We start from the raw sequence: 26,466 nt of genomic DNA, 5'->3' as shown, positions 1-26,466 counted from the left end.
CTCTCCTCTATTAAAATTCATTATAAATAAAGTTATTATGAGTATCGCCAGTACCATATATGAGATACAACGCTATAAAAATAGCAAAATAAAGCAGCGTTATGAGCCAAGGTTTTAACTTATGAAATAATGAATCTTGTTCTATTTTTTTACTCATTGTTCACCTCTTCTGTTTCAATTTAGACTACACTATAATCAAATTATGTAATAAATAAAATTTTATTAATTAAAGCAGTTTACATTGTGTTAACATTTTACTAATATATTATACATTTTTTACCACTGCTTGACAATTGAATAAACAATTTTCTATATAACAAAAACGTTATATTGAATGACGCATAAAAAGAGAAGAATTAATTTTTATTAAATATTGATATAACAAAACGAGCCTCGTTAAAAATTATTGTTCTGTTATTTTATGTATTTAAACTTACGAATGTTCATTGAGCACAAAAAAACTGCTAATAAGGTCAATGACTTTATTAGCAGTTCTGAAAAACATGTAATTTAATTTTATGAAATCGGCGTTTTAGCATTTTTATGACTTAACACTAAGCGTATATTATCTACACAAAGTTGAATCATACGATTTCTCGTTAGTACAGATGCACTGCCAATATGTGGCACGATGACCGCATTTTTCATTGATAACAATGGATGCGTCATTTCAATTGGTTCTTGGCGTAAGACATCCAAACCACATGCGGCAATTTCTCCATCTTGTAAAGCATTAACAAGTGCTTGTTCATCAACAACTGCGCCTCGGCCAATGTTAATGAAAATCGCATTGTTTTTCATCTTCTTAAATGCAGCAGTATCAAATTTATTTCTTGTATCTTCAGTAAGTGGTGCTGTACAAATAATAAAATCACTATGCTCAAGTAATGTATCAAAAGGCACATATAAAGCACCTAATGCTTCTTCAGCGTCTTTATGCCTTGACCTATTGTGATACATAATATTTGCATTGAATCCTTTCAAGCGTCTTGCAAAGGCTTTACCGATATCGCCCATGCCGTAGATACCGACCTTAGCATTATATAAATCTTTCCCTGCTAAGAGGTATGGCCCCCAACTTTGCCATTCACCTCTTTGTACGTATTGCTCCGCTTCCACAATGCGTCTTGCCACAGTCAACATCAAAGTGAAGCCTAGCTCTGCTGTTGTTTCAGTTAACACACCTGGCGTATTTGTAACGACAATTCCTTTACTTTGTACAAGTTGTACATCTATATTATCGAAACCAACTGCCATATTCGCAATTACTTTCAAATGAGGTGCTGCTTCCATAACTTCTTCGTCAATTTTTTCACTTAAAGTTATAAGACAAGCAGTTGCATCCTTTAATGATGCCAAAAATTTATCTCTTGGCATTGGTGTATAAGATTCGTTCCAAACTTCTACATCCGCAAGTGTTTCTAATTGTTCTATAAATAACTTAGGTATTTTTCTACTAACGACTATTTTATTCATACAATCACCCCTACATTTTGAGTTCTTTGATCACTTCATTCAAATCTTTAAACGTATAAGTCGGAGGTATGTCTTTTAGTACGATTTGTTCCTTAGTTGTGACGCCAGTTTGTACATGTATCGTATCAATGTCCACATTAATTCCTGAAAGAATATCCGTATCATATAAATCTCCAACCATAGCTACTTCTGAGCGCTCTAAATCTAAAATTTCTAATGCTTTTTTCATAATAATAGGTTCAGGTTTACCGATAAATGTCGGTTGAACACCTGTAGATACTGTTACAACACTTGTAATAGCGCCATTACCCGGCAAAAAGCCTCGTTCTTTAGGTATCGATACATCTTGGTTCGTTGATATAAATTTCGCGCCATTGCGTACACCTAATGTTGCAGTAGCTAATTTTTCATATGTCACTGCTTCATCTAACCCAATTACTACGTAGTCAACAAACTCATCGTCTTTCAATATTAATCCATGACTTGTTAGTGCTTTTTCAAGTCCGCTACCACCTAACATATAAACAGTAGCCCCTGGAGATTCTTCTGAAATGTATTCAGCAGTTGCAAGTGCTGAAGTAACTACTTCATCAGCCTTTGCATCTACACCCATTGTATGTAATTTTGAAGCAACTTCTTCTGGTTCTTTCGTAGAATTGTTTGTTACATATAAATGTGGAATTTGTTGTTGGTTTAGATACTCTATAAATTGTGTTGCACCATCAATTGTTTCATTACCTTTATACATCGTGCCATCTAAATCAATAAGATAAGCTTTGTAATTTTTCATTAATACTTACTCTCCTTTTTTACCAAAAGCTGTAACCGGCACATCTTCGCTTTTTAGAAAACGTATGACTTCTTCAATAAATTGTTGATAATAAGGCACTGCCTCATCAAAAAGTGGTATAAGACTAGCCGTATCAAGTTCATCATAATAGTGGACAAATTGTTTTCTTACATCGACCGTTTCATTAATATGAACTTGTGTGTCTTTAGAAATTACTTTTTCTAATTCTAAAATATCGATAACATCTTTATAGTTACCTGGGTCTCTTAATATAAAGCCATCAATAACCATATTTCCAATATCTACAGCTGACTCTATAAACATTTGCGCAATGCGCTCAAACGCATAGTGATTATCTTTACTTTGAGGATAATCTGTAATTAATTGTTGTAAATAATTTAACTTTGTATTCAATTTTTCTTTATTAACAAAATACATCATCGTCACCCCTATATCTCTAATCATACCATACCTTTGCAGTCGAATTCATTTATCGTTATACTGTGAATTAAGACTTTTTAACCAGGAAAATGAAGTAAACTACTGAATTATATTATAAGTCACAAACTACGAGAGGTGTTATAAAATGATTGATATGTATCTATATGACGACGACGAATCAGCTCAAGTGCAGTTTGTCGGTTTTGTTGGCGAACATAGCCGTTACGATTTGATGTTAGTTCAAACCAATCGCCATTTTGGTAAAACTATCGTATTGAATATGCAAACAAATAAATTCGGAATTATCGGCACAGATGATTTAGAAGAAGAAGGTTATATTTCATACATACTTGGTGTTAATGAAGATGAAGGAAATGAAATTACCGAATATCTAAATGAAGTCATCCAATAGTGGTTAACTATAGGCTGACTTCATAGTTATCTTTATATCGCTATTCCATGCGAGTCACTGAGGACACTACGCAAGTCAATGACTACAGGCTCGATCAATATCGTTGAGTATGCACAACCAAAACAGAAATATTTTAATATAGAAAAAGAACTCGTCCGTTAAAATTTAACGGATGAGTTCTTTTTAGAATGGCGATTTATGTCCCATTCATAAACGTAAATTAATTAATATTTATTTTTCTGTATCTTGAATACTCGGTTTAATCTTTACGTCTTGCAATTTATTTTCTTCAAAATCAGGTTCAACCTCTTCAGTTTCATCTACATATTCTTTAAGTTCTTGTTCCGGTATACGTCTCAAGATAAAATATGGGCAACCAAAATTACAGTATTCTAATAAATAATCCTGTATTGTTGAAAAACGTTTGCTCAACTCTGCTTTTTTGTTTTTATCATTATAAAAACCTTTTAACCTTAATTGTTCGTAACCAAAGTCACCTACAATATAATCATACTTATCTAATATGTCAGAATAACGATTTGCGAATGTTTCCTCGTCAAAACATTCTCTATACTCTTCTATGATTTCAAAGTAGTGTTCATTCACTTTTATCATTTCATTCACCTAATCTAAGTATACTACCCATGCACTCAATGAATGGCAAACTGTTACAGTCAGACTCATGCTATGTATATATACTTTATATTTCTAATAAAGACTTAGTTCATAAAGTGAAGCTAAATTAAGCACACTTAACCAATAAACTAAGTCTTTTTTACTATTAAATCTTTGTATCAGTACCTAATTTTTCTTCACCAATACGATGTTTTTCTTTTGCAGCTGCGTTCACTTGTTCATCCGCATGATATGAACTTCTTACAAGCGGGCCAGCTTGGCAATGTTTGAATCCTTTATCCATCGCAATTTTTCTTAATTTACCAAATTCTAATGGTGTATAGTATTTTTCAACTTTTAAGTGTTTACGTGAAGGTTGCAAATATTGACCTATTGTTAGTATATCTACATCATTTGAACGTAAGTCATCCATTGTTTCATAGATTTCCTCATGTGTTTCACCTAAGCCTACCATTAAACTTGATTTAGTTGGAATATCGGGTTGTAACTCTTTTGAACGTCTTAAGAATTCTAACGTACGATCATACGTTGCTCTTGCACGAACTGTCGGCGTTAATCGGCGGACTGTCTCGATGTTATGGTTTAAAATATCTGGTTTTGAAGCCATTAATGTTTCTAACGCTTCAAAATCTCCACCCATATCTGATGGCAAGATTTCTATTGAAGTAAACGGATTACGTTCACGTACTTTACGTACCGTCTCAGCATAAACATTTGAACCAGCATCTCTTAAATCATCGCGTGCTACTGCTGTTATAACAACATGTTTTAAGTTCATTAATTCAACAGATTCAGCCACTCGCTCTGGCTCATCTAAATCTAACTCGTTAGGTAATCCTGTCTTAACTGCACAGAAACGACAAGCACGTGTACAAACTGCACCTAAAATCATAAAAGTAGCAGTACGACGTTCTCCCCAACATTCATGTATATTGGGACATTTTGCCTCTTCACACACTGTATGCAAATTCTTTTCGCGCATCATTTTCTTCAGACCTGTGTAGTTCTCATTAGTGTTTAGCTTTATTTTCAGCCAATCTGGTTTACGTAAAATTTCTTCGTTTTTAGTAGCCATATCCGCACAATCCTCCTGAGTTTGAAATCTGTAATCATTATAACGAAATTTTCAATAAATTTAAACGTATATTGTTAGTTTTTAATATTCTAGTAATTTTTCTTTGAAAATATCTCTTAAAAATTCAGGCATTAAGTAATCTATAGACTCATCTTTTAACATTGGGAAATAACGACCAAACGTATACATATCAACTGTTCCTAGAATGTAAGTCGCTTCATCCTCAATTTCTTCACCGTTAATAAAGTAACGTGATTCAGATTCAATAAAACCTAAATTATATAATATATACCCTCCAAATATATTACCTCTAAAACCTAAACCTTGTGCATGTTCATGAATATATTCTTGTTTTTGGCTTTTTATTATAACGTTTTTTAGTTCTTGGCCACTTAATTTAATCCGTACTGCATTAATTGGATGAGGTAGCATCTGATGAATATCGTATTCGGTTACTTGATCGGCAATGACACCTTTAACGATTAAACCAGCATTGATAATCGTACAGTCAGCATTCGTAAATTCAAATATACTTTCAGCTAGCATATGCGCTGTTTGCGTAATAACATCTGTTCTACGTGGTAGCTCTATTGGTCGATCGATGACAGGATCACTTAAAAGCACTTTACCTTCAGTTTCAAAATCCGTTTCAACTTCAGGCAAAGTTTCAACCGGATATATCGTAGCTTCTTTATTAACAACTTGTTTGTTTTCAATTTCAAGCGTAACTTCACCTAAAAAATTGCCATATTTACCTGCAGCTGCCATTAATACACCGTTATTAATTTCTCCATTTTCAAAATAATGATGGGTATGGCTACCTAAAATAAGGTCAATTTCAGGAATTTCCTGGCATAATTTTTCATCGAAGAAAACACCAACATGACTCATGATAAATAATAAGTCATACTCACCTTCATTAGCACTGATTTCATCTTTAATTGCTTCTAATGGATTAGTTACTATCCAATCAAGCGCTCTATAAAAAGGCGTGAATGGTGCAGTAGCTGCAATAAATAAAATCCGTACGCCATCTATAACTTTAATTAAAGATGGCAATATATGATTCGGTAATTGTCCTTGCTCATCAAAGACATTTGCGCATGTCACTTCAAAATTCGCACCATCATAAAGCGTATTTAAAGCTTCATGTGAAATTGTCATACCTTCATTATTTCCTATCGTGGCAATATCACACTGCGCTTTATTTAACAATTCAACATTTTTTATACCCATCGTTGCTTCAGTAACTGGCGCAGATAAATCAACATGGTCACCAATATCTAAATAGAGTGAGGGATGATCTAGTTTCGGTCTATCTTCGGCTAAATATTTTGAAATTCGTGCATATTCATGTAAATGACTATGTATATCATTTGTATGATAAATCGTTAGTTTCATCTATACTTTCCCTCCTCTTACTTTATAGGAATGATTTTATTATTAAATATATACCCATAATTAACATAAATGTACGTAATAAAAAGACTACTGTATCTGACTTTATGGATTGATTCACTTTCACGCCTAGTTTAGCGCCAAAGTAACTCGCAATAATTAGAACGATAGCATATGACCATGCGACATGTCCTTGGACAATGTGTCCTGCTGAACTCATTATACTTGTAAAAAAAATCATCATCATACTTGTACCAACTGCTACATGCGGCGGGAACCTAAATACAATAAGCATCAATGGTGTCATTAATGCGCCACCACCAATACCGAATAATCCAGTTAAAGTACCAATAAATAGTGTCGCAATAAATGCTACTAGCGGTGGTACACTATAATGGTATTTTTTTCCAGTACCATCGACATAACTACGTTCATATTTGGGTTTATCAAATATTTTAAATGGTTTGATCTTATTTCTTATTATAAGTAAGATAGCTACAATGATTAAGAATATACCGAAATATAAATTAAAGGATTCTAACGTTAGATAGCGACTTAGTAGAGCTCCAATTAAAGAACCAGGCAATAATCCAAATAAAAATATTGATCCGTTTTTCACATCTACTTGCTTTGTCTTTAAATAACCTAATGTTGAAGTTAAACCCGTCACTATTAAAATAACGGAAGATGTTCCTATAGCGATTTGAGGCGTAATACCTTGTAATAGGTTATTTTCTACCCCGATATATATCAATGTCGGCACGATAATTATACCGCCACCGATTCCCACAATAGAACCTATAATTGCTGATAAGCCACCAATTAAAATCAATAATATAATTGTTAACATGTAATCTCTCCTAGAATAATTTTAATTGTTGCGGTGCTAACCCTTGATAATCAATGCCTAATATTTTTTGATAGGTTTTTGCATTTTTAGCAGCATGGCCACCAGAATTATTATTAAAAACGACATAAATATTCTTAGCTTTTTGTTCTAATACTTTGACCTTATTTACTAAACTTGTTAATTCTTGTTCATTATAATCGTATAAATACCTAACATCTCTCCATGCTTCATCTGTCATGTCTTTTTTAGTCCAGCCGTGAACATTTCTTCCATGATATCTAACAAATGCAGTTTCATGCGTAATGCGATTAACTAATGGAATCGAACCTTGGCCTGCTTGCGGTTCATCACATACGGAATGAATTATTTGTTGTTGCGTTAAAAAGGCTAACGTTTCTTCTTTATACGAGTCATTAAACCATGATCGATTACGAAATTCTACACACATAGGAAATGCTTTTAATTGCTCACGGATATAGCGTATATATGTAATGTTTTGAACTGTACAATCAAACCATGGTGGAAATTGTACCAATACCATAGCAAGTTTATTTTCTTCTTTTAATGGTTGTAGCATCTCTTTAAATTGATCAAATAATATTTGTCTAGTTTCTGCATATTCATGATAATCAGCATGTAAAGTTAATGCTTGATGTATCTTCACTATAAATTCAAATCGTTTAGGTGTTTCTCTTATCCATTTTCTTATATTTCTTTCAGGTTGGATTGCATAATAAGTTGCATCCAATTCTACTATTGGGAAATGACTTGCATATGTCACTAGTTTATCTGTTTTCCGTTGCAAGTCTTCATATAATGAATCGTGATCGCCCCAACCCGTTAATCCAATATTTATCATAGTATCACCAATGTAATGATACCATATATGTTTTAGTGGATTCACTTGATTAAATTTAATTTACTATAACTTTAAAAAGTAGGAGTTTGCTATAAAATATATCCTTCACTTCGCTTATTTTGCTAACTACTATATTATAGAAAAACGATTGCTCATCACGTAAGGATACGAGCAACCGTATAGAGTAAAGTATCTATGTTAATAGTACGACTATTTAACTATTCAGAAGTGCTTTTGATTCATTAATAATACGTTGAATTAACAACGTAGCGGAGACATTTCGAGCAAGTCGTGGGCTTTGACCGCTCCATAAATGTGTCCACTGTGCGTCACCTTTTTGAGCTGCTTCTCTACGAATCGCACTCGTTAACTGGTTTTGAATTGGATAATCCGGTATATCATCGTCATATTCATCCATTTTATGAATAAAATCATTATCAATACCTCGAGCTGGCTTTCCAGTAAATACATTAGTGACCACAGAATCCGTTTCTTTACTTTGTTGTATCATATTTTTATATAATGATGATGCGCCACTTTCTTCAGTAGTTAAAAATGCTGTCCCCATTTGAATTGCTTCTGCACCTAAAACTATACTTGCCACAAGTCCGCGACCGTCCATAATACCGCCAGACGCAATAATAGGTATATCAATTGCATCAGCAATCTGAGGAACGAGTGACATCGTTCCAACTAATGGTGTCTGATTACTTACAGTCACAGTAAACGAACCACGATGGCCGCCTGCTTCACTACCTTGTGCAATAATAGCATCTACCCCTGCACTTTCATTAGCAATCGCTTCATCTACGGATGTTGCAGTGCCAATAATGGTAATCTCTCTTTCTTTTAATTTTGTGATAGTCGTTTGATCAGGTATACCGAAAGTAAAAGTAACCACCGGCACACCCTTTTCAATAACAACATCAATTGCACTATTAAATTGATACGTTTCATCCATATTTAATACTGGCTCTTCAATATTAAACGCACGCCGGTATGGTTTTAACCACGCATTCATATGCTCTACCTTATCTGGAATATATAATTTTTGACTAGGCACAAATAAATTAACTGCATAAGGTAAATCAGTTAGTTGCTGTACATAAGTAATTTCTTTTTCAAGTCTTTCAGGTGTGAAATAACCTGCACCTATACTGCCCAACCCTCCGCTATTACTTACAGTTGCTACTAATTCAGGCGTTGTGTTACCTGCCATACCTGCTTGCAAAATCGGAAATCTAATACCTAAAATCTCAGTCATTCTTGATGATAATTTCATTTAGCACACCCCTCTTTCACCAATTAACTGTAAAATAAATATGAAAGTGTTATTAAAATGTTATTTCTTGTTGTATGCTTTCATTTGTTCTTCGATTTTTTCATTTTCTTCTTCATCCATTTCATCTTCGATTTCCATACCTAACATTTCTTCAATAAGATCTTCATAAGATACAATCGCGTCTGTGCCACCGTATTCGTCCAATACAATTGCCAAATGTTTACGCGATACAGTCATTTTTCTTAACACCCACTCAGCTCTGTTATGCTCATTTACAAATAAAGCCTCAGAAGTATAATGTGAAATATCATTACTAGTCTCACGGCTCCACGCTAATAAATATTTCGAATGGAAAACACCAATAACATTATCTATATCTTCATTGTATACGGGATAGCGCGTATATGGGTTTGAAACAACTGTATCATATGCCTCTTTATAGGATACATCTGATGGAAATGCTGCAACATTTATTCGAGGTGTTGTATCAATATCTTTAATTCTTAATTTTTCAAAATCCATGACACCTTGTATACGATTGCGTTCCATTTCATTAAATGCACCTTCACTACCTGCAATTGAAACCATTTGCCTAATTTCTTCTTTTGAAAATCGTTGCTGGTCTTCATGGCCTTTAGAAAGAATTTTATTAATTGAATCTGTTAATCCATTTAATATTAAAGTTACTGGTTTAAATATAATAATAAAGAATGAAATTGGTGTATAAACCAATCGTGATATTCTATCAGGATATGTAGCGGCGATCGATTTTGGAATGACTTCAGATATTACAATAATTGTCACTGTTGTCACTGCTGTTGCAATACTTACACTTACTCCTAAATCTACAGCTAAAATCGTTATTAATGTAGGTAAAACAATATTTGCTATATTATTACCAATAAGAATAGTAGTAATAAATTCACTTGGTTTAGTTAATAATTTCGATATCTTTCCGGACTTTTTATCGCCCTGTTGTGCTTCCGTTTGCATCTTCATCCTATTAGCAGCCGTCAATGCGGTTTCACTGCCTGAAAAGAAAAATGAAGCAAACAAAAGTATGATTATCGCTATAATCATATATGCATTACTCCTTTAGTATAATTTATAATAAAAAAATTCATAAGTTATACTTTACTTCCCTTCTTTCAAAATTTATAAACGTTACAAAAGAATTAGTATTTTGAATCATCTAATTGTGATACATTAACTAAATTAAATTTTAAATAAGTTAGTTAGGAAATGTCATCCTTTAGTACTATTTCTCTTCATATACATATTATGAATTTTATAGCTATGCTAAAATTAAAATAAGCGTGACACTTAGGCACGCTAAATTTGGGGAACTCTTCACAAACTCACTTTTATTAGTGAGTTTTTTAAGCTAACTCTACAAGGAATGTTTTATTTATGGGAGATTTAATGATGTATACGGCTTTTGCCTTTTTCTGTATATTATTCTTAATAATAATTTTCAGTCTCATATTTAATATTAACAAACTGGGAAAATGGATTATTATTTGTACAGTAATGATACTGCTCTTATCAATTATCGTTTTGTACAGAACAGGTGCAGACCTGCGAAGAGAAAATATCAGTACGCTCCAATATGGTACAAGTTATACATAAAAATTAAGCGCCCAACCAATTGATTTGGCTGGGCACTTGTTTTCTTATCCTTCTTGAAATTCGCCAAGCCATCACTCTATCAATGCTGAAATGCTTGAAATATACCTTTTGATTTCTTCTATTTTTTCAAGAAAAAATTTTACGAATAGTATGATTGGTGTATACCTATGCTATAAACTTCCCTTGTATTTAAAAATTTTGATAGCACATAAAGTTGTTTCTTCATTAAAGGGGTGTTTTTATTAAGTATTATATGACTTTAGTTTCTGCTTTCGCTACATTAGTCGCCTATCTCATACCGATATTATCTTTTAACAAAGTATTTAATGGCAACTTATATTTTTATAGCGGCTTTTTTATAATCATAATATTAATTATGATTAATATTATTTCAGCTATCAATGGTGATCGCATCGTAAATATCTTACTATGTTTATTTACAGTGATAGCACTACTTATTTTCACTTTTCCAATATGGAAGGTTTTAATTTTCTAAAATTTTGCATCAATAGAAAAGTTGAATATATTTATCTACAGATATTCATGTATATAAAAAGCACGAGATGATACGCATACTTCAATACCATTTAAAGAATAAATGGCATTGAAGTCGTATCTCTCGTGCTTTTATTTTTATAAGAAATCGTTGAATCAGTAGCTAAGACTAGCCAATTGACCCTTCCATTTCAATTAATATAACGAAAAATATAGGATGGTTATAAATCAAAACCCCTGGTAAATCAACGTTTTAAAAATTATAATAAAACAAAAATCTAACGTTTTAACTTCAAATGGTATCAAAAATGGTACTGACAACAAAAAATACCCACCTATTCATTTAGGTGGGCTTTATCAATCTTTATATAGTTCGGTATATTCTTCGATTAAGTCCTCTCTATTTTTATATTTCATATTATTAAACGAATCGTTTATTTTATGAGAAAAATTTTTAATTTCAAGTTTCTTGTATTCGAAGAATTTTTTATTTTCCTCCATGATTAAATCTACGGAAATTTTTTTCAGTATTTCTTCTCTGCCGTTATCCACTAAAAAATAAATGTAATTATCAGATGACTCATGAAAATCTCTCCATAAACCTATAAGTTCCATTGGTATTTCATTTTTCTTTACCATTTTAAATAAATCACGTGTTGCATCAGTATCGATTATATTTTGTATTTTATAATTAAAATTCTCGAATTCTTTATAAAAATTTTGAATGTCCGAATACAAAACAACTGATGCTTTCTTTAGATTTTCATTTTTTAAACTTTCTAAAGTATAATTCGCGTCTTTAGAAGTTGCTTGTAGTTGTCTTAAACTACTTGGCTCTAAAAACTTACTATTTCTATTTAATTCATTAATAAAATCTATTTTTCTTTTAACATATTCTATATCTTCTAAAACATCTAAATTTATCGACATATTATTATTTAAATCATTCATTTTTATTTCTTGCTTAAATAACTTTCTTGATTCGTTACCTGCTATTTTAGCACCAATATATGCACCTAAAGAGGTGGTGAATAGACCTGTAACTCCTATTACAACTTGTATCTTTTCGTACGGTTTTAAAATGCTAATATTAATACTGTTTAAAACTAGTATAATTAGAAGCTCTCCTATAATACCAGCAAACAGTATTTTGAAAAAAAGTTTTATTTTAATCACATCCTCTTATTGTAATATCATAAACGTAAATTCATTTTATCTCCACAATGTCTTTTAAATTAATCTTACTTAAACCAGTTTCTTCATATAAGTAGAGTAATTGTGTATGAACATCTACTTTGTGTATGTAACCTTCTATTGTTTGTATATAACCTTTTACAAAATAGCGAACTTCTATTACTGGATCGTTGTACATTTTAAATATCAATGTATCGTTTAACATGTTTAGTTGGTCATCGCTTAATTCGGGCTTTTCTATTTTGTTTTGATCTTGAATATGTTCTTTTAATCTTTCATGTTGTTCTGGAATAGTAGCAAATGGCGCCCACTTAACCATGCCACGCCCTTCGGGAATACGTGGATTTAAATATTCTCGTGGTATATTACGATAATCGGATTCGTATTTATATTCGTCTGGCGTATCTGAATTAATCACTTTCATACTATCACCTCATAAATATAATAGAACGCTTGTTCGCATTTGTAAAGTTGAAATTGCCGAGTAAGTAATATACAAATAAAAAACCCAACTATATTTTTACCATAAACAAAAAAGCACCTTATAAAAGGCGCTTTTAATGGGTTATTCATACACGCAGATAAACCTGTTTGTTTAACAAATAACATTTCACTGTATCTATTCTTCATCGTCAACAGAATAATATTCGCGAATATCGTTGATTTCCTTATTTTTAATATAATTTATTCCTAATACAACTAATGCTGCTAACAAAAATTTTTTCATGATAGTTTTCCCCTTTATTTTATAACTGCTTCTACTATTCTTTTAGTAGCGTTACCGTCTTCTAAATAACAATATTTTTGATAAAATTCATCGTATTTTTCTTTATATTTCTCTTTTGTTAAATTTAAATTTTTGATGGAATCTATTAATTGATCATTCGTAAGTAGTAACGGTCCAGGTAGTTCATTGTAAACGTCTATATAAAAACCTCTTAACATGCTTTGGTACTTCTCGATATCATAAGTAAAAAATAATATCGGTTTTCTTAAATTCGCATAATCAAAGAATACAGATGAGTAATCTGTAATTAAAATATCACTTGAAATGTATAAATCATTAATATCGTTGTACTTAGAAAAATCATAAGCAAAACCTTCAAAATCTGTTAAATCCATATTATCTGAAATAAAATAATGCATTCTTAAAGCGATAACGTATTCGTCGCTAAACTCTTCACGCATTCTTTCTAAATCCATTTGTAGTTTAAATTTATAATTCCCTGCAGAATGGAATTCATCATCTCGCCATGTAGGAGCGTACAAAATAACTTTTTTAGATGTAGGCAAATTCAATTTCCCTTTAATATTACGTTTATATTCATCAGAATAATTATGTAATACGTCATTCCTTGGATATCCATAAGTTAATATGTTTTCTTTTGGATACATAAAGGCACTTTCAAATATCTCTTCGCTATACTTATTAGCTGCAATTAAATAATCCCAGTTTCTAGATTGGATATAAAAATCTTTTTTATAATTTTTGTTAGCCGATGTCACATTTTCCATATCAAACACAAGACGTTTTAAAGGCGTACCATGCCATGTTGATAAAATTGTTTGTTCATCTTTTTTAAATAACCACTTTGGTTGTCGCATATTTAATACGAAATATTTAGACACTGTTACGTAGTAAAAGTACTTCCAACCAAAACGTTTTATAATTTTTACATTTTTATTCTTAAACTCTTGTTCGTTCTCAACAAGACTTTTATCATTTAAAATCCATACATGTTGCCAATTACTTTTATCATTTTCTAAAAGATAGTTAAAAATAGCTTTAGGGCTATCAGAATAATTTCTACCCAAAAAACTTTCGTATAATATTGTATTTTCTTTTATAGGTAGTTTAGTAAATAGATTTTTTTGTAATTTTTTTTGTCTAAATTTTTGATTTATTGGTTTAACAAACTGATATGTTTTATAGCCTAATACTCTGGTTTTACTTAACATGAATGCTTTTTTAAAATTCCCGTTTTTTATAGCATTGATTTCAAAAGCATGTCGTTTGCTTAACTTAATTTTAGACGATGGATAGTTGAATATTTTATGTAATAATTGATATATTTCATGCATTTCACTATAAGATTCAGTAAATAAACTACTTTTTATAATCTTATATAAATAATATCGTATTGCTTCGACTTTTATTTGTCTTGCTAAATTTAAATCAACGCATTTTTCTAAGCCTTCTTTTAATGCTTTTACCCTCTGTATAAGTCTATCATCATGTTCTTCTTGCGTTAAAGAAGGGCTGTTTATTGAATCGTTATGTGTATATTTATAATATAATTTTGTGCTGGATTGTACGATATGAGATGTTTTATTATAAAGATCCATTAAAAAAGGAATATCATTATATAATTGGTTATCAGTTTCAAAGAAGATTTGATTTTCGATCAAGAAAGATTTTCGAATAATGAAGCTATGCAATCTAAATTGGTAATTTAAATTTTTTAAATAGCTTTTAGGTTTAACCGTAGTAAATTTATGGTTAATCATTTGTTTTTCAAACATACCGTTTATTATCCCTTTAACTTGCCTGTTATTAACCGATATATCTGCTTCACTTAATAATTCTTCTAACTTATTAAATGCTTCGTTATCAAAAAAGGCTCTTTTATTTGTGCTTAATGTTGTAGCTTTATCTAAATTAGTTTTACTAATACCAAATTTAAAGATATCAGTGTTTTCATTTTTATCTTCAATCATTTGTTGAGCATAAATTAAAGCATTTGGATGTAAGTAATCATCTGCGTCTAAGAAAACTAAAAACTCTCCAGAAGCATTTTTAATTGCTATATTTTTGTAATTTGAGATATTATCGCTTTCGCTCATTTCAATGCTTTTAATACTTAGTTCGCTATCCTTACATAGTTTGTCAATTAATTCTGAATCATTATGTACGAGAATAACTTCGAAATCACCATATGTCTGATTAATAATACTATCTAAGCAGCTTTCTATGTATTTTTCATTACCCCATTTATTTTTATAGGTAATTATAATTGAAAAATTCATATATTTCCCTACTTTCCTATTCAATTTATATATTTAGCACGTTTGAATCCTTTGTAATTATAATATTAGAAATGATTAAAAACAATATATTTGCAAAAATAATTAAATTCACAAAAATTTATTGCATAAATAAGAACCTTCCACCACATTTAATGAAAGATATAACTATTATATTTTGTCTATTTTTATTTTGTTAAAATATGTATAATACAAAATTTCATTAATTATCATAATCGCAACGCTCAAAAACAGCATAAAAAAAGAAGGTAAGCGCATGGCGTCGCCTACCTTCTAAACATAATATAGTATTGATAGATTGAAGAAAGAAAGGAAGTAAAATTATTAACTAAAGATAGTATAGCATGGTGTTTTCAATTCTTAATACCTTCCCGCTCAATTACTTCCATTTAATAGTTCCCCAATATTTCTCGTTCATAATCCGCTCTTTTTTATCTGTAATCCTACACACTGCACAGTAGAAATAACCCGAGCTAGGATTAGTAGGATATTTGAATTTAATCCACCAATAGCCATTAGCTTTAGTTATACTTACAAATTCTACCCAATGCTTTTTGTTATACAGCCATGAGTCTTTATTGACGATAGCTGCGTTTGTACTCGGTTTGCGTCTTACTTTGATTCCTTTCGTGTTCGTTGGTTGTGGGTAAAACATACCTTTCCAGTTCCAAGTTACTTTTTTATTTCCGGCACTTATGCCACCGATAGGCTTGCCGTGAATAGCACCCGCCAATTCTTTGCTGAATTTATCATAATTCTTTTTAAAGTAATCGACATCATTCTTATTAGTGATAAAACCTAACTCAACAAGACGATAGTTAACGCTCGTGCGTGCAGCTACGTTCATGTTAAGCAAATCGTTACGTGGGTCTATTTCGCGTCTAACGCCCACTGTAGCTTTCAAACAGTTGTGTATGTTCTTATCTATTGTATCAGCCGGGAATTGATTTGAAATGATAACGTGACCACCCTTGACGCTTACATTTTCGACCGCGTCCATGTGTAACTCGATTACAGCGTCGTATTTTTGTTTAGCTACCCAATACATACCGTAGTTTTTAGTGTCGCCTATTCTGTCGCCGTATGCTGTATCGGTAAATAAATTTTGATCTTGTTTACTTCCACCGTATAAGTCTACTTTATGCCCTGCTTGTTTTAAATACTTTTGAACATTAGGCGCAATGTACTTACGGATAAAATCGCGTTCGTTGACGTTTAGTTTCTCATTTACAGCACCGGGATCTGAATAGCCATGCCCACTACATATAAGTATCTTTTTAGCCTTTGGCGACGCGCTAGGTTTACTAGGTATCAAACTAGCTTTCTTCTTGTAATGGGGTCTTATGAAATACATAGGATTATCATAATAATGAGTGATTAACTGCGCCACTTCGCAAGGGTTATTTTGAGCGCCACCCCACCAATTTTGATCGAGTGATACAAAGTTATTAATGTTAGCCGACCAAACAATCCCTACATGCCCGCAACCTTGGCCGTAGCCTTTGTGGAATACCACGATGTCACCCTTTTGCGGTAAGAATGATGGTGTATTTTCATAAATCATTGCTAATCCGTCGAAGTTGTTCACAAATGGAATATCCTTTGCATAGTAGCCATATAATTGCCCGCCGGTTAAATGATTCCAATACATATTGGCAAGGTCGAAACATTGTGCCCCGAAAGCACCGTCGAAGTCCCACCAATAACCCTTTAACTTTTTGAGGTAAGCATCTGCTTGCGCTTTGGTTTTATTTACTGTCATTAGATGTCACCTTCCTTGTTTTCGACTTCCATTGGTGCCATACCAGATTTAGGCGCTTTCTTTTGTGCTTTCAACTCTTTAAGTTTGTTGTTAGCTACTTTACCTTCTTTAGTTACTGGGTTGTCTTTATATGCTGTATAAGCCATAAAGCCCCACATCACCAACTCACTTACTTGTTCGTCTGTGAATGGTAGGGGTGAAATGCCGTTCTCTACTAACTTTTGATTGATTATTGATAATACTAATGCTGATAATCTTACTATCGTGCCTTTTGTCATATTATTGCCTCCATAATAAAAGGCCGACCACGTTAGTAGTCGACTGGTTATTTTTTATTTCTGTTTTCGTTTATAAAATCATCTTTTAAACTATCTTTAGTATCTTCTTGTGTAGATTTAATTACGTTTAATTTTTCTGATATTTCTTTCGGTATAAGTACACCCATTTGCGCGCAATTTTCTACGATACTTAACCCCTCATTAGCTATATAGAAAAATATCGTTAATACAACAAGACCGCCATTCAAACTAAGTAATTGGTCTATTATGTTCGCTAGAATAATAATGAAGAATATAAATATCTTCCTAGAATAACCGAATAAAGCTTTTCTACTCCACAAATTTTTGTTTTTAATCGCTTTACCTATTCCCGTCCCAATATCTAAAATCATTAATATTATTAAAAAATACAATAGTTTTAAATCACCCGCATAAATAAACGTATGAAAAGCTTCTGTTTCTGTAAATTTAACCGTAACTTCTCCCAAATTTTTTACCTACTCCCTATAAAATAACAACCACAAGCTTAAGCCTGTGGTTGTCCTAGATAATCTTCTCCGGTAATTTCTTTGTATTCTTCTTTAGTTAATGCGTCTAACTCAACATACGTTTGTATATCCTCGTTTGTGTAACAATTAATGTCATAAAAATATTTGATAGAATCAAATCCTGGATACATATTATTTTTCCCCTTTCAATTTGGCAATCTCTAGTAAGGTGTTTGCTTGTTGCTGTTCAATTTCTTTTAGTCGTTGTTCCTTCTTGGTTAATTCCGTTAAAGTTTCTGCTTGTTCGTGTTGTGTTTTAATTAACTGATTAGCTGTTTTGGTCACTTGCATTTGTGCTTGAGCTAACATTATTTCGCTAGCTTTCGGAATATGAGGTTCTTTTTCAGGTCTGTTTTCTTCCCATTCTTCTTTAGATGTTCCGACCCATTGTTCGCCGTCGAAATGTATTGGATTATACAATCCGTTAGGTGGCATTACTTCTGTATATAAATCGCGATCATAGTCGTATTCTATTTCTAACGTTTCATATACTGTCATGCCTTGTATTAATTGCGGCATACCGTCCGTTTTTCTAAATACTTGTATAAACATGTTCGTCCTCCTTAAATTGTGATAGTTTGACCTATTGCAATCCAATCAGTTTCGGTTGCTTCACTACTCGGAATTGATGTTCTTTCAAGCACCAACTCGTTCGATTTCCTTAAATTAAATCGCGCGATATTCGGTATACCGTTTTTAATACTTGCGTTTTGAATGTAACCATAATTGTTTGGCAATATATCACTAACCGGAATTGTACCGATAACTAAATCTATTTGATCTGGTGTTGTTCGAACGGCACCACGTAAAGAGATAGTAGTTAATTCATTCGTTTTGGTTATCTTGTATTGCGGTTTGTCTGCGTTTGCTGTAACACCGTTTTTTAACGGGACATCTAACCATCCTGTAGTGGTTTGCGTTGGTGTTAATTCCTTCCAACCTCTGAAATTATTTCCGGTATGAATAGTAGCTGCGAACACTCTGTTGGAAGAATTTTGCCAATATATAAATTGTTTTCTTCCTGTGTGGTCTTTCGTAATATCTAGCATAGCTATGTGTCCGACGCGTGTGTCGTAAGTGTCCGGTGTGTTTATTACGTTCCAATCCACGTTAGATGCATAAGTTATCATATAAAAGCCTGTTTCAAGTGTTGTAATATCATAATTAATTTCCCTTAGATATTTTCTAGTTCCGTCATCATTAGTCATTTTATATTTTTGCCATGTACTTGTGTCTGGTAATGTTGCATCACTGCCTGGCAATCCCTGTTCTCCCCTGTCACCTTTATCACCTTCGGGACCTTGTTCGCCTTGTATGCCTTGCAATCCCGTTTGTCCTATTTCACCCTCTGGCCCACGTTCGCCAGTGTCGCCCTTGTCTCCTTTATCTCCTTTGAATAGCTCGGCGTTTGCTGATGTATGTTCTTTTAAATCTGTCCCGACTTTTTCGAGAAACTTCTCATCTAATAAGCCAAGTGCGTTTTCTTTCATTATTTTTCTTACGGCGTCCTCGACAAGCCTTACATGTACTTCTTTTTCGACTACGCCCTCTATCCCACTATCGTAAATAGTGAATGAGAAGTTAGACGCGTGAACGCTGTCCGTTTCGTTTACAAGGAACATCTTCGCTGATACTTTGCCAGCATGTCTGATAACGTCTTCGGTAATTACATATTGCATGATGCCATTTTCTTCATTTAGTATTTCTAATTTTTCGCCCATAAATATTGAACCGTCAGCACAAAATAAATCTAATACTGGTTTCATGTCTGTAGTTGTTAGATCATAAGGTAAACCGTTAAATTCTAGGTTGATATTCAATACTGCTGTATTTTCATCTTCGGTATAAAAAGCACCACCGATAGCACCAACATTGATGTTATCGCTGTTGATGTTTGCGGTTACGTCCTTTTGCTTGTATATCATTGAAAAACCTCCTATTTATATGTGTCTTTAGTGTAATAAAGACCTTTCGCATCAATCTTTTTATATAAACCAGAAATCGTTGTCGCTTGATGTTGACACCAACGAACATCGGTAGCGTATTGATGTGTTGCCGGTTTCTGTGGATTCCAACGCATACGGTACAATGTTGTTTGACCAACGCCGATGTAATCCTTTCTAACGAATTTAGCGCCACCTATAATGGCTTTAGCTGCTGTAGTCCACCCTTGATTTCTCGCGTAAGTTATTGCGTAATCCGGATTATTGTCATACGCGCCAATGCCGAAGAAATTATAAACACCATAACGTCCACTAGCGTAGTTACTTGTGCCGTTACCACTTTCTAACATTGCGTGAGCGATAAGATAAATTTCGTTGATATTATGCTTCTTGCAACCTTCTGCGAACGCTTTACCTTGTCCGGATAGTTTGCCTTTACCTTTAAGTATCTTGTTAAGTTTAGATACTGAAATACCTTGATATTTTCCAAGATTAAGCATTTGATATTTCTGTGTGCTTGATTTCCATATCGTCGTAGGATTCATGGCGTTGCTGGTTTGTGAACGGCTCGCGCTATACCAGTAGTAACCGTTAGATATTTGAGGGTTTGCATACATTTGCTTATTAAGCGCTTGATTGAATGTATACTTACTTTTAGCTTGCGTAACTTTCGGTGTTGTTGGTTTCGGCTTGCTCGGTTTGCTTGTTGATCCCGGTTTACTCGGTTTCGCAGTGTTGTTTGTGCTACTACTTTCGTTATATTTAGGGTTTTTAACTTTGATTGTCGATGTTGTTTTTGTTGTAGTGATTTTCTCTTTGAATATTTCTTCGCGTTCTTTATAGTATTTGATTAGTTTCGCTTTTAATTTGTCATATTCGGCTAGCGAAGGCTTGCCGTCCATGATCATGTCGTAACCTGTCGCATCTTTCATAGCTCGCCAAATCTTATCGTCTACTTTTAATACTTTTTCGGATAAATCTAGGTCATTCCAACCAAGCATTTTAATACCGTATATAATCCCTCGTAATTGATTAAGTAGATAACCACGTTCGTTTTCAGTGTTAGCACCGCATATCTCTAATACGATATAGTCATGGTGTGACGGCACGGGAACACTCGTGTGTCTACAATGCCAAGCAAGCTCGCGATCGACATACGCGTGTGGGTACTCATTAGGCTGTAAATACTTGTTACGTTGCCTGTATATTTCTTGCGTACCTCTAAAATCTGCACTTTCCTTAACGTATATACCTTTTTGTTTATCACTTCTGTATTTACCCGGTGCCACGTATTGCGTGAGTTCTTCAAATTTATCATCTTCTTCATTAAAGGAAGTGTAAGAAACTTTAGTGACTTTCTTGTTAACGTATTTAGGCTTTTGCTTTTCTGGCGGTTTCTTTTCTTCTTCTGGTTTCTGTGGAGGCGGTTTAACTTCTTCTGGTTTGCCGTCACTCGCTTGTTTCTCTGGGAAGTAAGCCGGACGTACAAATTTTGAAATACCGTTATAGTTATGCTTAATCTTCGAGGCGGGTGATCCAGAATAGCTATTTGCGTTTATCCAATTTTGATCGACACTAGTAAAGTATGATTTTGTAGATGGACCTACCACGATAGCTACGTGACCTACCCCATTATTAAATGACCCAGTACCCCATACAGCAAAGTCGCCCGGTTTAGGTACGAAGTTCGGTGTATTGTTATATTTTTTAAAACCTTTCGGGTAGTTATACCAACCCATCGCGATTGCGTTACCTGGTGTAGTGAAACCCCAATATTTTTTAAGCAAATAGTTAGGTAAGTCCCAACATTGGCTACCCCAGTAACCGTCGACGTCGAGTCTTTTTCCTATTCTACTACGGGTCCACGCTACCACTTCACTTGCTCGCGGTTTTCTATTGCTCGGTAATCCCATTAATTCACCCCATTAAAAAACCCCAACACCGAAGTGTTAGGGATTGTATTTTTATAGCATTGCTTTGTATGATTCTTCTGTATTGCCTATCCACTGATTACCGTCATAGTAATAAGGTTGATATATACCTGTAGGGGGTTTATTTTCTGTCGTCTTTTCTACCGGATAAACAAACTCGCCATCTTCGTTTTTATAAACGATTACCGGCGTGCCGTTCTTCCATAAATAAACTATTTTCATTTTGTGACCTCACTTATATAGTAAATTCTAATTGACCATAAAACCAATTAGTCGTCGCTTTCTTCCATGTACTTGTATGTGGTGCCGGAATATTAATATTAATCTGTCCGCCAGTTCTAACTGTAGCCACTGCGAAGCCGTTAGCGTCTGCTGTAGACACAAACCCTCTTTGTTGCCCTGTAACGATATCATTAGGCAATTGCGCAATGATTTGACCACTATCTATGTTCGAGCCGTTAAGTCTTAATAATAAGCGTTTGGTACCTTTATCTTCGACTATTCTATAAGCTGATACGAAACCTTTATCTTTGTCAGCTAAAGCGGCGTTGTTTACTACTGCGCCGTTGATGAAATCTAATAATATCCAATCGGTATCAGAAACTTCATGACTGATTAATTCCCAACCCGACCATTCTGTATAGTAGCGATTTAACCACACTTGCGAACTGTTGTAAGGTCTAAACTCAACGTGTTTAATCACACCGCCAGATCTTTGTTTTACAGTAACAAATGCATTTTTAGACGATGGTGTCGCAGATATAGTGGCATTGGATAGGTAATAAATACCAGTTTCTAACGCTAGGATATCTTCTTCCGTTTTGTCCGAGAAGTTTATATAAATAGCTCCTCCATCTTCTAACGTCAATCTGAATTTTTGCCAATTAGATTCATTCATAGTGTTAGAAAGTCCTTCGTTAGTTACGAAGTTGTTGTTCGCTAAGTTTGCGTTAAATTCTGTCATTTTAGCGTCGATAACGTTGTTCGCGTTCGTTGTATTCTCGTTAAATGATGTTGTTACTGCTTCGGCGTTTGTATTGAAGTCTGTTAACGCTAACTCATAAGACGTTTGAACGTGTCCTTCTTTTTCGTCGATAGCTGTTAAAGCATTTGTTTTTTCAGAAATAACTTCGGTAGTTGCTGCATCTTTAGCTGTCGTTAATTCTTCGATACTTGCATCTTTAGTTAGTGTTACGTCGGTTTTTGCTGTTTCACCTACTTCTTTGACGTCACTCACTACGTTGTTGATATTTTCAATATCTATTGTAAGCATGTCTACTTTTTCTCTAATTTCGTCATTAAGATCATCGAACTTTTGTATATAACGTACTTTGATGTCGCTTTCAATTTCATTGATTAATGATTCTTTAACTTTGAATGAGAAACGACCTAGAACGACTGTGTCGTCCTTGCCTTTTCCGTCTGCATCATTCAATGATAAGTACAATTCACCATACACAAGCGTGTTAGTAGCTGCGTTTAAAAAGTGTGTAGGCAATGTTAAGCCTAATAAGCCTTTCATAGGGTCGATGAAATCTAAGTTTATAGCGCCCGATGTCGAGCCATTTTCTGATTTAAAAAACGCATACCCTTTAACATTCTTTGACGAAACAAGTAAAGGGCGTTTCTTATTTGTAACTAAAAATTGAAACTTCGCGGTGTTTTTATCTAGGTTGTAAAAAGCGATATTTTTGTGTTGTACCGCCGTGTCGATAGGTTCTTCGTCTAAATTAATCTTGACTAATTTCTCTAATTCCATTATTTAACCCCCCATAATACTAAGGCGATAGCACAACCGCGTTCGTCTGTGTATTCTGATGTAATTTCCATTACAATACCACGACCATTTTCATAATCTTTGAAGCCGATACCAGCACGACCACTGATGAAATCGCCCGCTCTAACGTCTTTTTCAACATTTGTGTAGATTTGACCTAACATACCTACTGTGTTCCATTCCGGACGTTCCGAACGTGATTTATATTCTAAATCTTCGACGTAGTCTGGATTGTCTACTGGAATATCACGCCACTCTGAATGTTCGATACCTTCATCATCTGTATAAGTTACTTCTTTATGTTCTGTCATAACTACGCCGTACTCGTCTTTCAAGTATCTATCTTTATGATGGAATGATTTATCGTTAGATACTAATGAAGCAGTACCAGAAATCACACCTATATCACGATCACCTTGTTGAGATTTTCTTACTTTGCTACCATCTAACGCAACAATCATACCCATTTCAATTGGTTGCCCACTTTGCGATTCCATTAACTCGGCAATATCCGCGTTATCTTGCTTCAATTTACCAGCTAACGTAATCGTGCCTGTATATGTGCTTAAATCATATTTGATATTCTTTTCAGATGGTCCGCCCTTATCAGCATAACCAGCTACAACGTGATAGTTTTTAACTGCCTTAACACGGTTACTATTAAATACCATTTGTGTGTGATTACCTTTTGAAGTTTCTGATTGTAGCGAGTTGGTAACACTTGAACGTGACCCACGGGCGATACTGCTATCACCAGACCCTAATACATAACTACGTGTATCATAAGCGCGCGAGTTACCCGTTGACGCTAAAATGGCACTTTGTGGCGCTACAGCAGCAGACCCAGTAGACCCACCAGAAAAACCACCTTTTACAACTGTTGGAACGACCGAATACTTCTCGTTAGCTATAAATGCGTTGTTAGCGTAGCCAGTAGCACTACAGCCAATAACTTCGACAAGGTTGTTATATGATTCAATGCCGTTACCTGTGCCGTTACCTTGTAGGTTAGCGCCAATAATCTTCATACCTTGCACTTTAGATCCGCCGACGATACCGCCTTTGTTACTACTTTGGAATATATTAATATTACTAAAGATAATGTTTTTACCTTTATTCGCGCCACCATTTACTTTGATGTCTGCCGACGCATTTCGGAAACCGTTAATATTAATATTATTTAAAACTACATTGCCACTCATAAATTGTATTGCGATTGCCGGTTGACCCGATGTGAAACTACTGTCGCCAATAGCTGTGAAGTTATTAACTGCAATGTTTCTATATGCCGAAATAACTAATGCTCTAGGGTCTGCGTTTTTGTACACACCGTTTTTGTAAGGGAATAAAGCTATACAGTCATTTAAGACTATACTTTTCGCAGTTTTTGAAACATCTGTCGTCGCATGATGATGACCAATATGTCGTGGGTTATACGAACGACAGTCTTTGATACTAATATGACCATTGACCACAATGCCATGACTTGCCGAAGCAGTAGCGTGTGCTTTTATTTCTATGCCCGCATAACTCTTATAAGATGTATTGCCAGTCATCATAACGAATTGTGACCCGTCATCTATTTCAAAGGCATTAGCGTTACCGTGATTTGGTTTAGGACTGTGAGAATAACAATTTGAAATAAATAAATATCTCGAGTGATGGGTAGTGATACCATCATCGCCGAAACCGTATGCTTCGCAATTCTCAATCCAAATATATTTAGATTCTAATTCTTCGGGTACGCGTACGCCGTCACCTTTATAGAAATAATCGTCACTAGCGAACGTTACATCTATACAGTGTAAAAGTGGGTCATATGATTTAACGTTTTGCACAAATCCTTTAGTTACACCGGCAAAGCGAATATTACTCGATAGCGAGCCGCCAGATGGATTAGACCCCATGTAATCGCCGTTACCTTCTGGGAAACGATTCATTTTGTCGCCATTAACAGCTAAATGTTCGATACTGATACATCTTGCTTCACCACTCATTTTTAAGTTGGTAATAGCGATTGTTTCGCGTGGTGCTTTAGTTGATAACTTAATAGTTGAAATGTCTTGCCCTTGCCCTACTAAACGTGTGTAGTTAGGTAATTTGATACCTTTATCTAACAAGTAAGTACCAGCCGAAAGGTTAACAGTTACGCCACCACTTCCCAGAGCTTTTTTGAAGGCTTCCGAACTATCTTTTTTACCGGTAGGATCACCGCCGTAGTCATCAACATTAACATTACGTTGGATCATTGCTTTTAGTTCGGCATCTGCTTTCTCACGGTCGTTCTTCTCTTTTAAGAAGTCGTGATAAAGTCTATTGCTCAAGTCCGGGAAACGTTTCGCGTCCATTGATGTGCGCGATGCTGTTAATTCTTGTATTCCGTTTCCGTTATGACCAAGCACTAACTCGGCTATTTGTTCGCGTTGATATTTCAATTCATCTGATGTCAACGTTTCTAAACCGTCGACCATTTTGTGAATAATTTGCGTAGTGTTATGTGCTTTCTTTTCAGTGTTCTTATGTGATTCTTTGTATGATTCGTTTCGGTCTGTATAGCTTTCGATGTCCTCAAAATTACTTTCAACTTGATTTACAAATTTTTGACCGAATACAGAATGAAGTTTTTTAATTAAGTTTAAACTCAT

25 protein-coding genes are annotated in these 26,466 nt (G+C 34.0%); 1 reads left to right on the top strand and 24 read right to left on the bottom strand.

The genetic code is table 11. The annotated features are described in order from the left end of the window. Positions 1-10 precede the first annotated feature (10 nt). The 4 genes from M4L39_RS07055 to M4L39_RS07040 all read right to left on the bottom strand — a co-directional run bounded on the left by M4L39_RS07055 (position 11) and on the right by M4L39_RS07040 (position 2,704). Entirely contained in the window at positions 11-157 is a 147-nt protein-coding gene (locus M4L39_RS07055) for a teichoic acid D-Ala incorporation-associated protein DltX (protein WP_069833026.1), read from the bottom strand. A gap of 359 nt (positions 158-516) precedes the next feature. Further along, positions 517-1,476 (bottom strand): 2-hydroxyacid dehydrogenase, encoded by a 960-nt coding sequence (locus tag M4L39_RS07050; RefSeq protein ID WP_277581405.1) that lies wholly within the window; start codon positions 1,474-1,476, stop codon positions 517-519. A 10-nt stretch (positions 1,477-1,486) separates the two neighbouring features. Then, the gene (locus tag M4L39_RS07045; RefSeq protein ID WP_277581404.1) at positions 1,487-2,266 is read right to left on the bottom strand and encodes a TIGR01457 family HAD-type hydrolase; all 780 of its coding nucleotides are present in this window, start codon (positions 2,264-2,266) and stop codon (positions 1,487-1,489) included. 6 nt (positions 2,267-2,272) lie between these two features. Beyond that, a complete protein-coding gene (locus M4L39_RS07040) occupies positions 2,273-2,704 on the bottom strand; it encodes a DUF86 domain-containing protein (RefSeq protein ID WP_277581403.1) in 432 nt (143 codons plus the stop codon). A 148-nt stretch (positions 2,705-2,852) separates the two neighbouring features. Between M4L39_RS07040 and M4L39_RS07035 the strand changes: the two genes are divergently transcribed. After that, complete coding sequence (locus M4L39_RS07035) at positions 2,853-3,119, top strand: DUF3055 domain-containing protein (protein WP_002508165.1); 267 nt, start codon at positions 2,853-2,855, stop codon at positions 3,117-3,119. Between the two features lie 231 nt (positions 3,120-3,350). Here the strand turns inward: M4L39_RS07035 and M4L39_RS07030 are convergent, their stop codons facing one another. The 20 genes from M4L39_RS07030 to M4L39_RS06935 all read right to left on the bottom strand — a co-directional run bounded on the left by M4L39_RS07030 (position 3,351) and on the right by M4L39_RS06935 (position 26,466). Continuing rightward, positions 3,351-3,734, bottom strand: coding sequence for a YutD family protein (locus M4L39_RS07030; protein WP_277581402.1), 384 nt, complete (start codon positions 3,732-3,734; stop codon positions 3,351-3,353). Between the two features lie 166 nt (positions 3,735-3,900). Beyond that, positions 3,901-4,830, bottom strand: a complete 930-nt coding sequence (gene lipA, locus M4L39_RS07025; RefSeq protein ID WP_277581401.1) for a lipoyl synthase — start codon at positions 4,828-4,830, stop codon at positions 3,901-3,903. Between the two features lie 81 nt (positions 4,831-4,911). Next, complete coding sequence (locus M4L39_RS07020) at positions 4,912-6,231, bottom strand: bifunctional metallophosphatase/5'-nucleotidase (RefSeq protein ID WP_277581400.1); 1,320 nt, start codon at positions 6,229-6,231, stop codon at positions 4,912-4,914. Positions 6,232-6,253: 22 nt separating this feature from the next. Continuing rightward, a complete protein-coding gene (locus tag M4L39_RS07015) occupies positions 6,254-7,078 on the bottom strand; it encodes a sulfite exporter TauE/SafE family protein (protein WP_277581399.1) in 825 nt (274 codons plus the stop codon). A gap of 10 nt (positions 7,079-7,088) precedes the next feature. Further along, a complete protein-coding gene (locus tag M4L39_RS07010) occupies positions 7,089-7,937 on the bottom strand; it encodes a DUF72 domain-containing protein (protein WP_277581398.1) in 849 nt (282 codons plus the stop codon). 214 nt (positions 7,938-8,151) lie between these two features. Continuing rightward, positions 8,152-9,219, bottom strand: a complete 1,068-nt coding sequence (locus M4L39_RS07005; RefSeq protein WP_277581397.1) for an NAD(P)H-dependent flavin oxidoreductase — start codon at positions 9,217-9,219, stop codon at positions 8,152-8,154. 60 nt (positions 9,220-9,279) lie between these two features. Then, positions 9,280-10,299, bottom strand: coding sequence for a hemolysin family protein (locus tag M4L39_RS07000; protein WP_277581396.1), 1,020 nt, complete (start codon positions 10,297-10,299; stop codon positions 9,280-9,282). Positions 10,300-11,700: 1,401 nt separating this feature from the next. Beyond that, entirely contained in the window at positions 11,701-12,519 is an 819-nt protein-coding gene (locus tag M4L39_RS06995) for a hypothetical protein (RefSeq protein ID WP_277581395.1), read from the bottom strand. A gap of 31 nt (positions 12,520-12,550) precedes the next feature. Further along, positions 12,551-12,961 (bottom strand): YolD-like family protein, encoded by a 411-nt coding sequence (locus M4L39_RS06990; RefSeq protein ID WP_277581394.1) that lies wholly within the window; start codon positions 12,959-12,961, stop codon positions 12,551-12,553. Between the two features lie 317 nt (positions 12,962-13,278). After that, on the bottom strand, positions 13,279-15,564 hold the full coding sequence (locus M4L39_RS06985; protein WP_277581393.1) for a CDP-glycerol:glycerophosphate glycerophosphotransferase: 2,286 nt from the start codon (positions 15,562-15,564) through the stop codon (positions 13,279-13,281). Positions 15,565-15,961: 397 nt separating this feature from the next. Further along, positions 15,962-17,344, bottom strand: a complete 1,383-nt coding sequence (locus M4L39_RS06980; protein ID WP_277581392.1) for an N-acetylmuramoyl-L-alanine amidase — start codon at positions 17,342-17,344, stop codon at positions 15,962-15,964. Next, complete coding sequence (locus tag M4L39_RS06975) at positions 17,344-17,622, bottom strand: phage holin (protein WP_277581391.1); 279 nt, start codon at positions 17,620-17,622, stop codon at positions 17,344-17,346. The genes M4L39_RS06980 and M4L39_RS06975 overlap by 1 nt, the downstream gene beginning before the upstream one ends. Positions 17,623-17,669: 47 nt before the next feature. Then, on the bottom strand, positions 17,670-18,110 hold the full coding sequence (locus M4L39_RS06970; protein ID WP_277581390.1) for a phage holin family protein: 441 nt from the start codon (positions 18,108-18,110) through the stop codon (positions 17,670-17,672). A gap of 38 nt (positions 18,111-18,148) precedes the next feature. Then, positions 18,149-18,301, bottom strand: coding sequence for an XkdX family protein (locus M4L39_RS06965; RefSeq protein ID WP_277581389.1), 153 nt, complete (start codon positions 18,299-18,301; stop codon positions 18,149-18,151). A 1-nt stretch (position 18,302) separates the two neighbouring features. After that, on the bottom strand, positions 18,303-18,722 hold the full coding sequence (locus tag M4L39_RS06960; RefSeq protein WP_277581388.1) for a hypothetical protein: 420 nt from the start codon (positions 18,720-18,722) through the stop codon (positions 18,303-18,305). Between the two features lie 11 nt (positions 18,723-18,733). Continuing rightward, a complete protein-coding gene (locus M4L39_RS06955; protein ID WP_277581387.1) occupies positions 18,734-20,095 on the bottom strand; it encodes a phage baseplate upper protein in 1,362 nt (453 codons plus the stop codon). A gap of 11 nt (positions 20,096-20,106) precedes the next feature. Further along, the gene (locus M4L39_RS06950) at positions 20,107-22,026 is read right to left on the bottom strand and encodes a glucosaminidase domain-containing protein (RefSeq protein ID WP_277581386.1); all 1,920 of its coding nucleotides are present in this window, start codon (positions 22,024-22,026) and stop codon (positions 20,107-20,109) included. Between the two features lie 51 nt (positions 22,027-22,077). Beyond that, positions 22,078-22,266: a hypothetical protein gene (locus M4L39_RS06945; protein WP_277581385.1), complete on the bottom strand. Its 189-nt coding sequence runs from the start codon at positions 22,264-22,266 to the stop codon at positions 22,078-22,080. Between the two features lie 13 nt (positions 22,267-22,279). Beyond that, on the bottom strand, positions 22,280-23,803 hold the full coding sequence (locus M4L39_RS06940) for a BppU family phage baseplate upper protein (RefSeq protein WP_277581384.1): 1,524 nt from the start codon (positions 23,801-23,803) through the stop codon (positions 22,280-22,282). After that, positions 23,803-26,466: a peptidase G2 autoproteolytic cleavage domain-containing protein gene (locus tag M4L39_RS06935; protein ID WP_277581383.1), complete on the bottom strand. Its 2,664-nt coding sequence runs from the start codon at positions 26,464-26,466 to the stop codon at positions 23,803-23,805. The genes M4L39_RS06940 and M4L39_RS06935 overlap by 1 nt, the downstream gene beginning before the upstream one ends.

The organism is Staphylococcus equorum, assembly GCF_029531845.1.
GTDB lineage: Bacteria > Bacillota > Bacilli > Staphylococcales > Staphylococcaceae > Staphylococcus > Staphylococcus equorum_C.
The sequence above is the reverse complement of the archived record's forward strand: the minus strand, read 5'-3'. Positions and strand labels throughout refer to the sequence as shown.

Excerpts from the sequence above, each read along its gene's own strand:
- M4L39_RS07055 (WP_069833026.1), bottom strand. The coding sequence starts at position 157 with ATGAGTAAAAAAATAGAACAAGATTCATTATTTCATAAGTTAAAACCT.
- M4L39_RS07050 (WP_277581405.1), bottom strand. The coding sequence starts at position 1,476 with ATGAATAAAATAGTCGTTAGTAGAAAAATACCTAAGTTATTTATAGAA.
- M4L39_RS07045 (WP_277581404.1), bottom strand. The coding sequence starts at position 2,266 with ATGAAAAATTACAAAGCTTATCTTATTGATTTAGATGGCACGATGTAT.
- M4L39_RS07040 (WP_277581403.1), bottom strand. The coding sequence starts at position 2,704 with ATGTATTTTGTTAATAAAGAAAAATTGAATACAAAGTTAAATTATTTA.
- M4L39_RS07035 (WP_002508165.1), top strand. The coding sequence starts at position 2,853 with ATGATTGATATGTATCTATATGACGACGACGAATCAGCTCAAGTGCAG.
- M4L39_RS07030 (WP_277581402.1), bottom strand. The coding sequence starts at position 3,734 with ATGATAAAAGTGAATGAACACTACTTTGAAATCATAGAAGAGTATAGA.
- lipA (WP_277581401.1), bottom strand. The coding sequence starts at position 4,830 with ATGGCTACTAAAAACGAAGAAATTTTACGTAAACCAGATTGGCTGAAA.
- M4L39_RS07020 (WP_277581400.1), bottom strand. The coding sequence starts at position 6,231 with ATGAAACTAACGATTTATCATACAAATGATATACATAGTCATTTACAT.
- M4L39_RS07015 (WP_277581399.1), bottom strand. The coding sequence starts at position 7,078 with ATGTTAACAATTATATTATTGATTTTAATTGGTGGCTTATCAGCAATT.
- M4L39_RS07010 (WP_277581398.1), bottom strand. The coding sequence starts at position 7,937 with ATGATAAATATTGGATTAACGGGTTGGGGCGATCACGATTCATTATAT.
- M4L39_RS07005 (WP_277581397.1), bottom strand. The coding sequence starts at position 9,219 with ATGAAATTATCATCAAGAATGACTGAGATTTTAGGTATTAGATTTCCG.
- M4L39_RS07000 (WP_277581396.1), bottom strand. The coding sequence starts at position 10,299 with ATGATTATAGCGATAATCATACTTTTGTTTGCTTCATTTTTCTTTTCA.
- M4L39_RS06990 (WP_277581394.1), bottom strand. The coding sequence starts at position 12,961 with ATGAAAGTGATTAATTCAGATACGCCAGACGAATATAAATACGAATCC.
- M4L39_RS06985 (WP_277581393.1), bottom strand. The coding sequence starts at position 15,564 with ATGAATTTTTCAATTATAATTACCTATAAAAATAAATGGGGTAATGAA.
- M4L39_RS06980 (WP_277581392.1), bottom strand. The coding sequence starts at position 17,344 with ATGACAGTAAATAAAACCAAAGCGCAAGCAGATGCTTACCTCAAAAAG.
- M4L39_RS06975 (WP_277581391.1), bottom strand. The coding sequence starts at position 17,622 with ATGACAAAAGGCACGATAGTAAGATTATCAGCATTAGTATTATCAATA.
- M4L39_RS06965 (WP_277581389.1), bottom strand. The coding sequence starts at position 18,301 with ATGTATCCAGGATTTGATTCTATCAAATATTTTTATGACATTAATTGT.
- M4L39_RS06960 (WP_277581388.1), bottom strand. The coding sequence starts at position 18,722 with ATGTTTATACAAGTATTTAGAAAAACGGACGGTATGCCGCAATTAATA.
- M4L39_RS06955 (WP_277581387.1), bottom strand. The coding sequence starts at position 20,095 with ATGATATACAAGCAAAAGGACGTAACCGCAAACATCAACAGCGATAAC.
- M4L39_RS06950 (WP_277581386.1), bottom strand. The coding sequence starts at position 22,026 with ATGGGATTACCGAGCAATAGAAAACCGCGAGCAAGTGAAGTGGTAGCG.
- M4L39_RS06945 (WP_277581385.1), bottom strand. The coding sequence starts at position 22,266 with ATGAAAATAGTTTATTTATGGAAGAACGGCACGCCGGTAATCGTTTAT.
- M4L39_RS06940 (WP_277581384.1), bottom strand. The coding sequence starts at position 23,803 with ATGGAATTAGAGAAATTAGTCAAGATTAATTTAGACGAAGAACCTATC.
- M4L39_RS06935 (WP_277581383.1), bottom strand. The coding sequence starts at position 26,466 with ATGAGTTTAAACTTAATTAAAAAACTTCATTCTGTATTCGGTCAAAAA.